A 15,016-nucleotide genomic window follows, 5' to 3' on the forward strand; every position below is an offset into this window, starting at 1 on the left:
GCCAGGCGCGCCGCTACCTCTGATGCACCACAACGGGAGACGGCCATGCTGCACCAGAACATCACCGCCCACGGAGCGACGCCGCTGCCGGTGGCATCCGGCGGCCTAGCTACCGCCTTCGCCTTGCGCGCCGCGCCCATCGCCTTCGCCCGCAACGCCGAGATCTACGGCGAGGACGAGCCGGCCGAATATTTCTACGAGGTCGTGACCGGCGCGGTACGCACCTACAAGGTGCTGAACGACGGCCGCCGCCAGATCGGCGCCTTCCATCTTCCCGGCGACATCTTCGGCCTCGAGGCCGGCGCCGCGCACGGCTTCAGCGCCGAGGCCGTGGTCGACTCGGTCGTCCGCGTCGCCAAGCGCACCGGCATCGTCGCGCTCGCCGCGACCGACGCCAGCGTCGCCGCCGATCTCTGGGCGGCGACCGCGCGCAGCCTGCGCGGCGCGCAGCAGCACATGCTGCTGCTCGGCCGCAAGAATGCCGAGGAGCGCGTCGCGAGTTTCCTGCTGGCGATGGCCGGCGCTTCCGGCGGCGAGATCATCGAACTGCCAATGTCGCGCCAGGACATCGCCGATTATCTCGGCCTCACCATCGAGACGGTGTCCCGCACCCTCACCCACCTCGAGGCACAGTCGGCCATCGCCTTGCCGAGCGCGCGCCGGATCGTAGTTAAGAACCGCGCCGGCCTGCAACGCCTCGACGCCTGAAGGGAAACATCATGTACCGCACCATCCTCGTCCATGCCGACAACGTCCGCGACTCGACCCCGCGCATCGCGCTCGCCGCCGATCTCGCCCGCCGCTTCAACGCAACCCTGATCGGCGTCACCGCCGGCCTGCCGCGCCTGCCGATCGAAATTTACGACGCCGGCCTCGGCACGGTCGCCGTCGGTCCCGACTACACCGAGCAGGACCGCAAGCAGCTTGAGGCCGAATTCTCCAAGGCCGAGGCGACCTTCGATCGCACCACCAAGGGCGCCGGGCTGGAGACGAGCTGGCGCGCCACCTTCGGCCCACCGTCAGAGGCCATCGTCGCTGCCGCCATCGCCGCCGATCTCGTCGTCGTCGGCCCGGGCGACCGTTCGCTGCTGGGTGACCTCAGCGTCGCCTCCGCCGCCGACGTAGTGCTGCGCTCCGGCCGCCCGGTGCTGGTCGTGCCGGACAACGTCCAGCAGGCCGCGGCAAAGACCGTCGTCGTCGCGTGGAAGAACACGACCGAGGCCCAGCGCGCCATCGCCGACGCGCTGCCCTTCATGAAGGACGCCGAGAGCGTCGTGCTCGCGGCGATCAGCGAAGGCGGCGAGCGTCCGCCGAACCTGCCCGATGCGGTCGCCTTCCTGCTCCGCCACGGCATCGCCGCCAAGTCCGAGCTGATCGACCCGAAGGGCGCCGCGATCGGCGACGTGCTGCTCGATTTCGCCCGCCGCGCGCAGGCCGATCTCGTCGTCGCCGGAGCCTACGGCCATAGCCGCTTCCGCGAATGGGTCTTCGGCGGCGTCACCCGCGCCCTGCTGATGCGCTCGACCGTGCCGGTGCTGTTCAGTCACTGACGGCGCAGCACCAGCGCGGCAAGCGCAAACAGCCAGACCTCGAAGCTGCCGATGGTGGCCCTCTCCGCGAGCCCCATCGTCGGCGCGAGCTGCGCCGTTGTCGCCGCGGTCCACAGCCCCGTCGCGACGATCGCGGCCAAGCATACGACCGACAGCATTGCGACGCCGCGCCAGCCCGGCGCGCGCCACGTCGCCCACGCCACCGCGCCGACCGTCGCCATGGTGCCCAGCGAAGCAACGGCCGCCAGCGCGATGTGCGCCGTGCCGACCGCGGTCAGCGGAGCGCCCGGCATGTCGGTCGGAAACAGCGCCGACATCCCGAGACCGGCCGCCGCGACCACGATCAGCAGCAGCGCCGCCACCGCAATCCCCCGCCGGTTGGCGCCGGCCATGGCGCGCGGCAACGCCAGCGCGAATGCGATCACCAGAAAATTGTAGACGACGAACACCGCGGCGACCGCCACCCGGCTGGGCGCCCCGACCATGGTGAGTTCACTGATGGTATTGGCGACCGCGTTGTAGCGCGGATCGAACCAATCCCCGGCGACGACCGCGACCGCGTAAATGACCGGAGCGGCAAGCCCGGCGAGCAGCGCCGCCCGAAGCGGCGTCACGGCGTGCCCGCGTCCTCGCGCACGATCTCGATCTTCGCCCGCGCCACCAGCGCGGCGAACGCGCCGAGCACCGCCAGAAGCGGCGCACCGAGCGCCACCGCGCTACCGGCGATGGCCCCGACCACCAGCGGAATCTCGAGGATCAGTGACCCGTCGGCCGCCATTATCCTGAGCCGCCGCACCTTCCCCTCGGCAATCAGCTCCCTGATTCGCTCCATGAGCTGCGCGCCGTTGACCTCGATTTCTTCGGTCCACGTCCTCTTGCCCTGATCGCCCATGGTCGTGTCTCCGCTTGTGCCCGCATGGCGGGAAGCTGGACCGGGCCGTTCCCGGCCGCCTTGACGTGGGTCAAGCGGCAACGCGGGTGTTGCGGCGGCGGCGGCAAAGTGCAACAGAGGCCGCCATGTCCGCGACCTCTGACCAAGGCGAATCGGAACCCGCCGCGGCCCGCACCGCGAACGCCGAGCCGCTGCTCCGCTGGCTGATCCGCGCCGCGAGCCTCGGCGCGCTGAAGCGTGAGGCTTCCGCCGCCGCCCGCGCCGCGGCCATCCGCGTGATGCTCAGCATCGCCGCCGTCCTGCTCTGGCTGCTGGTCGCCGGGTTCCTGCTCGGCGCCTTCGTGGTCTGGCTGGCGGGTCTGGTCGGCGGGATCGCCGCCGCGGCAATCGTCGCCGCGGTCTTCGCCATCGCCGCCATAATCCTGCAGGCCGTCGCGGCCCAGATGGCGAGGCACCGCCACCGCTTCAATTTCACGGCAGAGTTTGGCAAGGACGCGCCCATCGATCCGACGACCATGGGCGCGCTCGCCGTGGCCGCCCTCGCCGGCTTCTTCGTCGGCAACCGGGGCAAGCGCTGATGCCGAACGCCCCCGCCCTCGTCACCGGCACCGACGGCGGCCTCCGCGCCACCGGAAGCTGGACCACGGCCCACGCCGCCCTGCTCGAAACGCTGGCCGCCGCTCCCGCCGCCGACACCATCGACGTCAGCGGCATCGAGCGCCTCGATACGCTCGGTGCCTGGACCATCGAGCGCATCGTGCGGGCCCGCGACACCCGCCTGGTCGACATGCCCGACCGCTACCGCGACCTGTTCGACGAGGTCCACGGCGCCGTCCGCACGCCCGCCAAAAATCGCGCGCCGGCCCGCGGCCCGATCGCACGGCTGGAGCGCATCGGCCGCTCCACCGTTGGCGGCTTCGTCGATTTCGCCGGCTTCCTCGCCATGGGCGGCGCCGTCGCCGTCGCCTTCGGCCGCGCGATCGTAAACCCGCGCGCTTTCCGCCCGACCTCGATCGTGCATCATCTCGATCGCGTCGGCTGGCAGGCCATCGGCATCATCCTGCTGATCACGTTCCTGATCGGCGGCATCATCGCGCAGCAGGGCATCTTCAACTTCCGCCGTTTCGGCGCCGAGGACTACGTCGTCAATCTCGTCGGCATCCTGGTGCTGCGCGAGATCGGCGTGCTCATCGTCTCGATCATGGTCGCCGGCCGCTCCGGCTCGAGCTACACCGCCGAGCTCGGCTCGATGAAGATGCGCGAGGAAGTCGATGCGCTCCGCACCATGGGCATCGATCCGGTCGAGATCCTCGTCCTGCCGCGCATCATCGCGCTTATCCTCGCGCTGCCCATCCTCACCTTCCTCGGCTCCATAGCGGCAATCGTCGGCGGCGAGCTGGTCGCCTGGTCCTACGGCGGCATGAGCCCGGCGATATTCCTGACGCGGCTTCGCGATGCCGTCTCGCCGCACGATTTCTGGATCGGCATGATCAAGGCGCCGGTGATGGCGCTGATCATCGGCATCGTCGCCTGCACCGAAGGGCTGAAGGTCAAGGGCAGCGCCGAATCCCTCGGCCTGCAGACCACCGCGTCCGTGGTCAAATCGATCTTCCTCGTCATCGTGCTGGATGGCTGCTTCGCCATCTTCTTCGCGTCGATCGGCTGGTGACGATGGCGAGCGCCCCGATCATCGACGTCCGCGACCTCGCCGTGAAATTTGGCGATGCCGAGGTGCTGCGCGACCTGACGCTCGCTGTTCCCGCCGGCGAGATTCTCGGCGTCGTCGGCGGCTCCGGCGCCGGCAAGTCGGTGCTGCTCCGCACGATCATCGGCCTCGTCCCCAAGCTCGCCGGCACGATCAGCGTCTTCGGCGTCTCCGAGGATCAGGCACGCGAGCGCGACTGGCGCGCCGTCGAGCGCCGCTGGGGCGTGCTGTTCCAGCAGGGCGCGCTGTTCTCCTCGCTCACCGTGCTGGAAAATATCCAGTTCCCGATGCGCCAGAATCTCCGCCTCTCCGAGAAGCTGATGGCCGACCTCGCCATTCTGAAGCTCGAGATGGTTGGCCTGTCGTCCGACGACGCGGCGAAATTCCCGGCCGAATTGTCCGGCGGCATGGTCAAGCGCGTCGCGCTCGCCCGCGCCCTGGCGCTCGATCCCGAGATCGTCTTCCTCGACGAGCCGACGTCGGGCCTCGACCCGATCACCGCCGGCGAGTTCGACCGCCTGATCCGTACGCTGCAGCAGACGCTCGGCATCACCGTCTTCATGGTGACGCACGACCTCGCCTCGCTCGAGAACGCCTGCGACCGCATCGCCGTGCTCGCCGACGGCCACATCGTCGCCGAGGGCCCGCTCTCCGCGATGCTCGCGTCCAACCATCCCTGGGTCCGCGCCTATTTCGGCGGCCGGGGCAAGCCCGCCCGCTCCCCCCTCGTGCAACGGAACTGACGACCATGGAGATCAGAGCCCGCTACGTCTTGATCGGCCTGTTCGTGCTGGCGGTTATCGTCGGCGGCTTCGGCTTCGTGTTCTGGCTGAACAACGCCGGCGGCCTCGGCGAGCGCACCACCTACCGCGTCGAGTTCGACGGCTCCGTTGCCGGCCTCTACACGGGCTCGCCGGTTCTCTTCAACGGCCTCGACGTCGGCGAGGTCACCGGCATGTCGCTGCTCCCGGCCGATCCCGGCGCCGTCGTCGCGACCATCGCCGTCGACAGCCGCACGCCGGTCAAGAGCGACACGCGCGTCGGCCTGATCTTCGCCGGCCTCACCGGCACCGCCACCGTGGCGCTCGCCGGCGGCACCGTCGGCTCCGAATTGCCGGCCTCGACCGACGGCCAGCCGCCGCTGCTCGTCGCCGACCCGGCCTCGCTCAAGGACATGACGCAGGCGGCCCGCGACGTGCTTTCCCATATCGACGAGGTCGTCGGCCAGAACTCGGACGCCTTCAAGGTCGCGGTCGCCAACATCGCCACCTTCGCCGAGGCGCTCGGCCGCAACTCCGGCCGCGTCGATGGCATCCTCGAGGGCCTGGAGCGTCTGACCGGCGGCAAGACCGCGCCCGAGCCCACGACCTACGACCTTGCCCCGCCGACGACCTTCGCCGCGATCCCCGCGGTGCCGAGCGAGCAGCTCGCCGTCGCGACGCCGACCGCGGTCATCGTTCTCGACACCCAGCGCATCGTCATGCAGACCGCCGACGGCATCGCCCCGGCCTTCCCCGACGCGCGTTTCGCCGACAACCTGCCGGCGCTCTTCCAGGCGCGCATTGTTCAGTCGTTCGAGAACGCGAACTACCTGAAGGTTGGCGCCGACGGCGGCGACCTCGAAGGCGATTACAAGCTCGCCCTCGACCTCCGCAAGTTCCAGATCACGACCAACCCGGCGCCGGCCAGCGCCGAGATCGAATTCTCCGCCAAGCTGCTCGACTCGGACGGCAAGGTCGTCGACGCGAAAATCTTCACCGCCAGCGCACCGGCGACGGCCACCGATACCGCCGCCGCCGCGGCCAAGGCGCTGAACGATGCCTTCGACCAGGCGACGGCCGATCTCGTCGTCTGGAGCCTCGCCGCGATGAACGCCAACGCGGACGCCGCGCCGGCGGCCGACGACAAGGACCTCGACCTGCCGCCGCCCTCGGACGACCTGAAGCCGCCGGCCGACGATGCCGCCCCGGCGACCGACGCTCCGGCCGCGACGGATGCGCCTGCCCCGGCGGCTGCGCCCGCCAATCCCTAGAGGTTTGCGACAGATCAAGGCGACCCCTGCCGGCTTTGGCTGAAGTGACGGAAATCGTCACCAGCCGGAGCCTGCCATGCCTGTCGAATCGATCATCGCCGTGAGCGTCGTCATCACGATCTTCACGATCTTCGCCCTGACGCTTGCCTGGGCGAGCAGCCGCTAGGGTGCATCAGGGTCGCGCCGAGCGAGCTGCAGGCTGTGCAGCGCGGCTTTTGCCGGAGCAGGTCGCTCGATCGTCCAGGGTGGCACCGGCAAACCTTGACCGTTCTCGCACGGCATCGATATTCTGCCTCAACCGAAGGTGGAGCGCGACGCACAATGAAGCACTTAGCTTTTGGCGGTGTGGCGCTGGTCCTGCTGCTGAGCCCGGCATTGGCAGTCGAAGAAGCGCCGCTCACAGCCTTGCCGCACCCAGGCGAACTGTACACCGCCGCCGGCAGCTATGATCCCTCACGCGGTGGAACGTCCGACGCCGATCAAAAAGCCTGCGAAAGTGGCCCGAGCGTCATTGGCTTGGTCGAGGAGCCTGCCGCCAAGGTCGGCTGGGTTCACGGCGGCGCTCCGACAGGTGTAACTTTCGCCGCGGCCATGGGGGTCTATGGACCGGCCCTTATGGCCGGACGGACCGAAGTCGCCGATCAGGCGAAGTCTCTCCTGTTGAAATGGGCGAAAGCCGACGCCCTGCGAACTTACGAAGCCGCCACCAGTGGAAATTGGTGGGCGGCCTACGAAGTGCTCCCGGTCGCAATGGTGACGTTTCGTGAGCTCGACCGACTCGGGAAACTCTCCGGCGAGGACCGGACAACCATCGAGGGATGGCTGGGACACCTCATAAAGATCACGCGGATCGGAAAAGAACTACCCAAAGGGACTGCCGGATATCGCGACGTGGAACAGCGCGTCAACAATCACAACACGCGAAGGAATCTCGTCGCCGCAATGTGGGCGGTGCTTCACAATGACGTGGCGATGTTCAACACCGCGGTCGAAAACGGCTACGTCAGATTTCTTGAGAACATCAAGGACGACGGCAGTCTCTACGATGCCAATCGCGGCATGTGGGCGATGCGCTATTCCGCGTACAATATCTCGGCAGCGTTCTTTCTCGGCGAGGTTGCGGCCCATCAGGGCGTGGACCTGTTTACGCGTCAGCGTAACGGGCATTCTATTCACGATGCAGTCCGGTTCCTGCTCGATGCAGCCGACGACCAGGCCATCATCAACAAATACGCCAAGGCCGACATCGGCATGAAGGGCCTGCCCTTTCGGGGAAGCCAGGATCCGAGCTGGCGTTTCGACCTCGACTTTGGAACGGCAATCGGCTGGTTCGAGGCGTATCTCGCTCGTTTCCCCGCATCGGAAAACGCGCCCCGGATACGTGCGCTCGTCGCGAGATACAAAGTCGAGCAAAGTGAGGTCGTCAGAGACCTGAGTTTTGGCAACGTCACCTGCATCTACGGTGCGACAGCCGCAAGGCTGACGCCACCGGGCGCCGAGGTGGTCGTGACGACAGAGCCGCCGACGATCGTCAGAACGGAGGAACAATTCTCCAAACAGCCGGACGGTAGCCCTGCAGAATTCAATGTGCAGTGGAGAACGATCTTCACATCAGGGGGCGGCGAAAACGAAGCCGAATACCACATCGAAGGCGTTTATGTTCCGCGCCTGGCAGACATGATGCTGCTCAGTATCATCCCGAATGCTCCGATTGGTTCTAAAATGGCGCCTCCTGGCCTTCAGAAGTGCGGGTACGTCAAAACCCAATTCTGGGACGACACGCAGCCGCGAGTAGTGATCGACTTCAAGAAGGTCGATGGGGCCTGGTCAGCCCCTCAGGCCGACTGCATCGCGTCGCTCCTGAACCCGAGAGCTGCGACGTCGGTGAGACTGCTGGCTCACACGTTCAATAAGATCGTTGCCGACTTTGTAGCTTCCGGCAAAGCGAAGGCCATTAAACACCCGGGGCTGCGCGCTTGGGCAAACGATGTCGCCGCCGGCAAGGTGCTAATCCAATAGGGTGGCTCGGCTGCGAGCCTCTCGCTATCGATCGCGGTGATGACCCGCTATTTGATCGGTGCCGAACTGACGTCAGTCAGTTCCAAAAATTCCAATTATATCAAAATGTTACTGGTGCGCGGAAGGGAACCGCACACGCGCTCTAACCAGCTGAAATCATTGGGACTACTACTGCGACAAAATGAATCGTACCCGCAGGCGTACCCGCACATTTTTCTCTGAAACGGGACTCGAACCGCAGCCAGTTCGAGTCCTTTGATCAAGAGACCTGAAAGCTCCAACTTGAGATCGGCCAAGCGCCGCCAAGAGGGTCTCCGAGATCGAAGTCGAGAGTACGCAGCTTTCCGTTGACTGCAAGATGCAGCAGATCAGAAAAAAGAAGTCGCGTGGTGCTCAACGACACAAAGAGGCTCACCAGCTCGATGGCGAGAGAGCCAGGCACGCGCGGTAGCTTAGCCCGCGAGGAAGCGATCAACACGACCACCGTGGGATGACCTACTGCGTCGGCCATCGCTTCTGGATGCGACACCGCCGAGAAGATGATCGTGGACAGTTCCGTGGATCGCTGCTCCTTCTGAGGATGCGACGCTCCAAGCCGCAGGCTCGAAAGGCCAATGATATCCGCCCGCCAACTTCCCAACGGGAGCGCCATCAACTCAATCCTTCCTAGCCGACCAAGACCTTCCGATCGCAAATTGACGCTCTATGAGGGGCGCACTTTGGCACGCATATACAGACGCATCTTCTGTGCATGCGTTTGCACGTCGGGCAAATCCCGAGGCGACATAGATTCCAGCGGCTTCCCGTCAGTCTGACTTTAGAAGCAAAGCGCTTCTCCGTTCTTCTCTCATGCGAGGCGCGGCGAAGCCGGGCATTGCCTGCCCGTCTTCGCAAGATTCGCTATCTGAATCAGAATGGCTGGATGCAGGGGCTCACGCTGATAGGCCGCGTCGATGCCCGCAACGATCAGCGGGTATTCGGCATCAAGGAAGCTGATCGGTTCGCGCACATCCACGTAATCGGCAAGACCGGAACCGGTAAGTCGACATTGCTGGAAAACATGGCGCGCCAGGATCTGCTTCAGGGCCGCGGAACGATCGTCATCGATCCGCACGGCGACATGGTCGATCGGCTATATCGGTCTCTGTCCGAAGAAGCACGCTCGCGAACGACATACGTCGACATTGCCGATCGCTCACAGCCGTACGGATACAATCCGCTTCGTCACGTCGGCGAAAAGTACGCTGCGATAGCGGCGTCGGGTCTCATGGACGTGTTCAGGAAGCGGTGGACCGACGCCTGGGGTGTCCGCATGGAGCACATCCTCCGCAACACCCTGCTGGCTCTTCTCGAATTGCCGAACGCGACATTGGCTGACGTACCGCGGCTCTACTCAGACAAGGCATTCCGGCGGTCCGTTACAGCGGGTACCCGCAATCCGGCAGTGCGCGCCTTCTTCGAACAGGAATTCGATCGATTGGCGAACACCTATCGCTCAGACGGTCTCGCGCCGATCCAGAACAAGGTCGGCGCATTTCTCGCTGACCCGCTTATCAGACGCTTCGTCACCGAGCCGAAGAGCGACCTCCATTTTCGCCGAGAGATGGATGCCGGTCGCAGCATCCTCATCAACCTTTCGAAAGGACGGCTCGGTGAGGACAGCTCCTCGCTGCTTGGTGGACTCATCGTGACAACAATCGGCCTTGCTGCAGCCAGCCGAGCCGAAGCGCCGGAGGCGGAGCGCCGCCCCTCGTTCATCTACATCGATGAGTTCCAGAGCTTTACGACCTTGGCGGTCGTCGAAATGCTCACTGAAATGCGCAAGTATGCGGTTGGCTTCACGATGGCCCATCAGTACCTGCACCAGCTCGCTCTCGAAGTCAGGCACGCAATTTTGGGCAACGCCGGAACCCTGATCGCTTTCCGGCTCGGCGCCGAGGACGCGGAAATCGTCTCGCGCGAACTCGATCGAATATTCAGCCCCTCGGATCTTCTGCGCCTCGCCAACAGGGCAATGGCGCTTCGGCTGATGATAGACGGACAGCCGTCGAGGCCGTTTAGCGCACGCACGATATGATTGCGACACCCCTGGTATGAACGCGCAAACGTGCCGGTCGCCGTCCTTTGTGACCCAAACTCCAAGCTGCCTTCCGCTGATTTCATTCCGACAGCCTGGTGCGAGTTCGTAGCTTTATCGTCAGCCCCTCGAATTCTACCCCGGCCAACGGCCGCCATCGCGAAAGCGGTGGCATTGTTGACCTGAAAGGCCGCTGAAGAGCGCCTAGGCAATCTCCCGTTGCCAGCGACCGCCACGGCTGATTCTATGGCCACCGACGCGGAGCGATCTGGGAAGGCGGGCGGGCGGCGTGACCGAGCTAAGCTTCAAAGGCAAGGAGTTCGTTTATAACCATCACCTCGCCGTGCCCTTCCGTCCGCTCGTTCCGGACGCGAAGAAGGGCATCGGCCCAGTGGCCCTTGATGGGAATCTGATTATTCAGGGCGACAACCTTCACGCGCTGAAGGCGCTCTTGCCATTCTACGCAGGGAAGGTGGACTGCATCTTCATCGACCCGCCCTACAACACCGGTAACGAGGGTTGGTCCTACAACGACAACGTCAACGCGCCGATGATCCGGGAATGGCTCGAAGCCAATCCTATCGGTATTGAGGACGGGCTTAGGCACGACAAATGGTGCGCCATGATGTGGCCGCGCCTTTGTCTGCTTAGAGATCTGCTGGCCGATGACGGCGTCATCTTCATTTGCATAGATGACAACGAACTTTATCGCCTGCGCACCATGTTGGACGAAATCTTCTATAGGGCAGAGAACTGGATCGGCACAATTGTCTGGAAGAATGTAACAGACAACAATCCCACTAGGATCGCGGTCGAGCACGAATACATCATCTGTTTTTCAAGGGACAAAGACAAAGTCGGGAAGATTTGGAAGAGCACGATCTCTGACATCAAGGATGCGCTTATCGGTGTCGGCAAAGACCTTGCCGCAAAATACCCCGATGACCGCGAGCTTGAGCATGAATATGCGAAGTGGTTCCGCGCCCACAAAAGCGAGCTCTGGCCTCTGGATCGCTACAAATATATCGACCGGGGCGGCGTGTTTACCGGGAGCCAAAGCGTCCACAACCCCGGCAAGGAGGGCTATCGGTACGACGTTATCCATCCCGTGACTAAGAAGCCCTGCAAGCAGCCACTCATGGGATACCGTTTCCCAAAGGAAACGATGGACGACCTTCTTGCCGCGGGCAAAATACTTTTTGGCGACGACGAAACCAAAATCATCGAGCTGAAACTCTATGCTCACGAGTATCAGGAGAAGCTGCCGAGCGTAATTGAGCTAGACGGCAGGACTTCAGCATACGAGCTCCGGTCGATCTTTCCCGAGAAGAAAAAGACATTTGACCACGCGAAGCCTAGTGCTCTTGTGGAGCAGATTCTTTCGTTTGCCACGAAGAAAGATGGAGTCGTCCTCGACAGCTTTGCGGGCTCGGGTACGACTGCGCACGCTGTTCTTAAGCTCAATGCCGCCGATGGGGGCACACGGCAATTTGTGATTGTCGAGGGCGAAGATTATGCAGATGAGCTTACTGCCGAGCGTGTCCGACGCGTAATGTCTGGTGTGGCCGGTGCCGAAGACGAACTAGCCAAGGGTTTAGGCGGCACCTTCACCTATTGTGTACTTGGCGAGCCGGTAGAGTTGGACCAGGTGTTGACCGGTCGGACCTTGCCCTCTTTCGTTGGGATCGGCGCAGAGTTATTTCGGATGGCGACCAATCGTGCGCTGGTCCCGGCAGCCGTGCGCGAAGAGGACTTCTATCTTGGCGAGGCGGACGGGCAGCATGTCTGGCTGATCTACCGGCCCGACCTTGAATGGCTGAAGACGGCGGACAGCGCCCTGACGCTTTCCCGGGCCAAGGCTTTCGCCGCAGCAGATTCGAAAAGGCGGCACCTTGTCTTCGCGCCGGCGCGCTACGTCTCGCAGAAGATGCTGGACGAGCAAAACATTCCGGTTGAGTTCGTGCCGCTGCCCTTCGCTCTCTATCGCATCGACCGGAGCTGACGGAATGTTTCGCCAGCTCGACTACCAGGACCGAGTTCTCGCGACGCTCGACGCCTACCTGGATGTACTCAAAGACAAGAAGGCTCGCGCAGATAAGATTGCCGCCCTCGCAGCGCAAGACCCCGCCCTTGGGCTTCCCATTCCCGACTTCGCGAAGGAAGCATGGGAAGGGCTGAAGACCGCAGGCAAGCTGCCCGCGTCACGTGCGGCCATTCCATTTTCGCAGCGCGACGACGGATGCAAACGACCTGTTCCCAACGCCGTTCTGAAAGTTCCCACCGGTGGTGGCAAGACATGGCTAGCGGTGTCTGCCGTGTCGCGCGTCATCGGCAGCTATCTTGACCGCAATGCCGGCTTCGTCCTCTGGATCGTGCCCAACGAGGCAATCTATTCGCAGACGCTCCGCCACCTCAAGAACCGGCAGCACCCCTACAGGCAAGCCCTCGACCGGGCGGCGGCCGGTCGGGTGCAGATCATGGAAAAGACCCATCGGCTGGATGCTCGCGACGTGGACACCCAGCTCTGCATCATGTTGCTGATGCTGCAGTCGGCAAACCGGCAAACGCAGGACTCGCTCAAGATGTTCCAGGACCGTGGCGATGTTCATGGCTTCTTTCCGCCGGAGGGCGAACAGCAGGCCCACCAGGCAACCATCGAGGCAACTCCCAATCTCGACGCATACAAGGGCATGTTCCCGATGGTGAAAGATTCGTTGGGCAATGCCTTGCGGATCATCCGACCCGTCGTCGTGCTGGACGAGGGACACAAGGCAATTTCCGATTTAGCATTTTCCACCCTCTACGGCTTCAACCCTTGCTTCGTGCTGGAGCTGACAGCCACGCCCATCGACGTGCAGCCACGCGGCGGGCAGAACCCACGACCGGGCCGCTATACCAATGTGTTGGCCGAAGTGACAGGCCGCGAACTGGACCGCGAGGGCATGATTAAGATGCCCCTCAATCTCGATCCCAGGCAGGGCAACGACTGGAAGGCGACCCTCAACGCGGCGCTGTTGAAGCTCGACGCAATCGACGCCGACGCCAAGAAACTCCGCGCCGAAACCAACCGCTATATCCGGCCGATCATGCTGATCCAGGTCGAGCGCACCGGCAGAGACCAGCGGGACGCGGGCCATATCCATGCGGACGACGTGAGAGAATGGTTGCTGGCGCAGGGGTTCGATGACGCTGAAATCGCCATCAAGACGGCGGAGCAGAACGACCTGAATAGTCCCGAGAACCAGGACCTGCTTTTGCCCACAAACCGCGTGCGCGCGATCATCACTAAGCAGGCCTTGCAGGAGGGCTGGGATTGTCCCTTCGCGTACGTGCTCTGCAGCCTTGCCGCCAGCTCGAACCTCAATGCGATGACTCAGCTTGTCGGGCGCATCCTGCGCCAGCCGGATGCGCTCAAGACCGGTATCTCCTCATTGGACGAATGCCACGTCATCACCCACCGTGCCGGCACCGCAGATGTAGTGAGTGCCATTAAGGACGGACTGGAGCAGGACGGGCTTGGCGACCTTGTGCTGGAAGTCACCCAGGGTGACGCCGGTGGAGCAAGCAAGGTCACGCGCAAGATCGAGCGGCGGCCAGCCTTCGACAAGACCGAAATCTATCTGCCCAAGGTCATGGTCGCGGACGGCAGCAACGCGCGCGACCTCGACTACGAAACCGATATCCTGTCCGTGATCGACTGGCGCGGCTTCGATCCCAAATCCATTGCTGCGAAAATTCCCGACAACGCCCAAGCCGCCGAGAGCCAGCTGCAACGCATTCGTCTTTCCGACAATGACGATGTGTTGTTCGTCGGCGAAATCATCGCCGCGAACAGCGAGCTTCTGGCTTTTGACCCTGCTTATGCGGTGCGGATGGTGTCCGACATTGTGCCGAACCCGTTCGTCGGCCGGGAGATCGTCGGGGCGCTGATCAAGGCGCTTAAAGCGCGTGGCTTTGATGACAAAAAGCTGGGGGCATTTGCTAGCTTGATCGTAGAGGAATTGCGCAAGGGATTGGACGCGGAGCGCGCCGCGCGCGCCGAAACGCTCTTCAAGGCAGAAGTCGCGGCCGGGAGCATCCAGTTCCGACTGCGGATCGACGGCCGCAATTGGAGCATCCCCCATACGGTGGAGACTACCGAGCCGCTCAATGGTCGACAGCTTCTTTCAAAGTCGGGCGGGCCGCTCGAAAAGAGTCTCTTTGCACCCGTCTATGAAAACGACCTCAACGGCGACGAGCGGGACGTTGCCGTCTATCTCGACGGCGAAAAGGCGCTCAACTGGTGGCACCGCAATGTCGCCCGGACGCAGTACGGCATCCAAGGCTGGCGAAGGGCCAAGATATATCCCGACTTCATCTTCGCCGTGCGGCAGGACGGAAATGCCGCGAAGATCACCGTTCTTGAAACTAAGGGCGACCAGCTCGACAATCTCGACACGGCCTATAAGCGCGACGTGCTCAATTTCCTGTCCAAGAATTTCGCGTGGGACCACACCGCTCCGGTCGGCGAGCTTGAATTGGTCAAGAATGGGGGCGAGTCAGTCAGGGCTACCCTCATCCTGATGAGCGAGTGGGAGGCCAAGCTGCCGAGCTACCTGCAATAGAGTCTGTTGCCGACGTCAGCCGCAGAGATGACGCAGTAAGTCGTGGCTGGCGTCTCAACAATCCCTTCTACACCGGCGTGATGCGCATTCGGCGCGATGGCAACTGCATCAGGGGATTCACGAGCCTCTGGTGCTCG

Annotated in this window: 13 protein-coding genes; 10 read left to right on the forward strand and 3 right to left on the reverse strand. The window is 63.6% G+C overall.

Features of this window, described 5'->3' with window-relative positions; all coding sequences use genetic code 11:
• The first annotated feature begins 45 nt into the window (after positions 1-45).
• Both WDM94_01170 and WDM94_01175 read left to right on the forward strand, forming a co-directional pair.
• Positions 46-708, forward strand: a complete 663-nt coding sequence (locus tag WDM94_01170; GenBank protein MEJ0011239.1) for a helix-turn-helix domain-containing protein — start codon at positions 46-48, stop codon at positions 706-708.
• Between the two features lie 11 nt (positions 709-719).
• Positions 720-1,550, forward strand: coding sequence for a universal stress protein (locus WDM94_01175; GenBank protein ID MEJ0011240.1), 831 nt, complete (start codon positions 720-722; stop codon positions 1,548-1,550).
• Here WDM94_01175 and WDM94_01180 read toward each other — a convergent pair.
• Complete coding sequence (locus tag WDM94_01180; protein ID MEJ0011241.1) at positions 1,544-2,164, reverse strand: DUF998 domain-containing protein; 621 nt, start codon at positions 2,162-2,164, stop codon at positions 1,544-1,546. The two genes, WDM94_01175 and WDM94_01180, sit on opposite strands and share 7 nt — an antisense overlap.
• Complete coding sequence (locus tag WDM94_01185) at positions 2,161-2,442, reverse strand: DUF4342 domain-containing protein (protein ID MEJ0011242.1); 282 nt, start codon at positions 2,440-2,442, stop codon at positions 2,161-2,163. The genes WDM94_01180 and WDM94_01185 overlap by 4 nt, the downstream gene beginning before the upstream one ends.
• Positions 2,443-2,567: 125 nt before the next feature.
• Here WDM94_01185 and WDM94_01190 point away from each other — a divergent pair, with 125 nt between their 5' ends.
• The 5 genes from WDM94_01190 (at position 2,568) to WDM94_01210 (ending at position 8,198) form a co-directional block, all read left to right on the forward strand.
• The gene (locus WDM94_01190; GenBank protein ID MEJ0011243.1) at positions 2,568-3,020 is read left to right on the forward strand and encodes a hypothetical protein; all 453 of its coding nucleotides are present in this window, start codon (positions 2,568-2,570) and stop codon (positions 3,018-3,020) included.
• A complete protein-coding gene (locus WDM94_01195; GenBank protein ID MEJ0011244.1) occupies positions 3,020-4,111 on the forward strand; it encodes an ABC transporter permease in 1,092 nt (363 codons plus the stop codon). The genes WDM94_01190 and WDM94_01195 overlap by 1 nt, the downstream gene beginning before the upstream one ends.
• A gap of 2 nt (positions 4,112-4,113) precedes the next feature.
• On the forward strand, positions 4,114-4,890 hold the full coding sequence (locus WDM94_01200) for an ABC transporter ATP-binding protein (protein MEJ0011245.1): 777 nt from the start codon (positions 4,114-4,116) through the stop codon (positions 4,888-4,890).
• Positions 4,891-4,895: 5 nt separating this feature from the next.
• Positions 4,896-6,179, forward strand: a complete 1,284-nt coding sequence (locus tag WDM94_01205; protein ID MEJ0011246.1) for an ABC-type transport auxiliary lipoprotein family protein — start codon at positions 4,896-4,898, stop codon at positions 6,177-6,179.
• Between the two features lie 321 nt (positions 6,180-6,500).
• Positions 6,501-8,198 carry an alginate lyase family protein gene (locus tag WDM94_01210; protein ID MEJ0011247.1) on the forward strand — a complete coding sequence of 566 codons (1,698 nt, stop codon included), beginning with the start codon at positions 6,501-6,503 and terminating at the stop codon, positions 8,196-8,198.
• Positions 8,199-8,457: 259 nt separating this feature from the next.
• Here WDM94_01210 and WDM94_01215 read toward each other — a convergent pair whose 3' ends face one another.
• Entirely contained in the window at positions 8,458-8,850 is a 393-nt protein-coding gene (locus WDM94_01215) for a hypothetical protein (GenBank protein ID MEJ0011248.1), read from the reverse strand.
• Between the two features lie 222 nt (positions 8,851-9,072).
• Here WDM94_01215 and WDM94_01220 point away from each other — a divergent pair, with 222 nt between their 5' ends.
• The 3 genes from WDM94_01220 (at position 9,073) to WDM94_01230 (ending at position 14,879) form a co-directional block, all read left to right on the forward strand.
• Positions 9,073-10,275, forward strand: coding sequence for a type IV secretion system DNA-binding domain-containing protein (locus WDM94_01220; protein MEJ0011249.1), 1,203 nt, complete (start codon positions 9,073-9,075; stop codon positions 10,273-10,275).
• A 289-nt stretch (positions 10,276-10,564) separates the two neighbouring features.
• Positions 10,565-12,277, forward strand: coding sequence for a site-specific DNA-methyltransferase (locus WDM94_01225; protein ID MEJ0011250.1), 1,713 nt, complete (start codon positions 10,565-10,567; stop codon positions 12,275-12,277).
• Between the two features lie 4 nt (positions 12,278-12,281).
• Complete coding sequence (locus WDM94_01230; protein MEJ0011251.1) at positions 12,282-14,879, forward strand: DEAD/DEAH box helicase family protein; 2,598 nt, start codon at positions 12,282-12,284, stop codon at positions 14,877-14,879.
• Positions 14,880-15,016: the final 137 nt, after the last annotated feature.

It is taken from the genome of Bauldia sp., from assembly GCA_037200845.1.
In the GTDB taxonomy this organism is placed as follows: domain Bacteria; phylum Pseudomonadota; class Alphaproteobacteria; order Rhizobiales; family Kaistiaceae; genus DASZQY01.

Coding starts and splice junctions, on each gene's coding strand:
- WDM94_01210 (MEJ0011247.1), top strand. CDS start 6,501: ATGAAGCACTTAGCTTTTGGCGGTGTGGCGCTGGTCCTGCTGCTGAGC.
- WDM94_01200 (MEJ0011245.1), top strand. CDS start 4,114: ATGGCGAGCGCCCCGATCATCGACGTCCGCGACCTCGCCGTGAAATTT.
- WDM94_01170 (MEJ0011239.1), top strand. CDS start 46: ATGCTGCACCAGAACATCACCGCCCACGGAGCGACGCCGCTGCCGGTG.
- WDM94_01175 (MEJ0011240.1), top strand. CDS start 720: ATGTACCGCACCATCCTCGTCCATGCCGACAACGTCCGCGACTCGACC.
- WDM94_01195 (MEJ0011244.1), top strand. CDS start 3,020: ATGCCGAACGCCCCCGCCCTCGTCACCGGCACCGACGGCGGCCTCCGC.
- WDM94_01215 (MEJ0011248.1), bottom strand. CDS start 8,850: ATGGCGCTCCCGTTGGGAAGTTGGCGGGCGGATATCATTGGCCTTTCG.
- WDM94_01185 (MEJ0011242.1), bottom strand. CDS start 2,442: ATGGGCGATCAGGGCAAGAGGACGTGGACCGAAGAAATCGAGGTCAAC.
- WDM94_01230 (MEJ0011251.1), top strand. CDS start 12,282: ATGTTTCGCCAGCTCGACTACCAGGACCGAGTTCTCGCGACGCTCGAC.
- WDM94_01190 (MEJ0011243.1), top strand. CDS start 2,568: ATGTCCGCGACCTCTGACCAAGGCGAATCGGAACCCGCCGCGGCCCGC.
- WDM94_01205 (MEJ0011246.1), top strand. CDS start 4,896: ATGGAGATCAGAGCCCGCTACGTCTTGATCGGCCTGTTCGTGCTGGCG.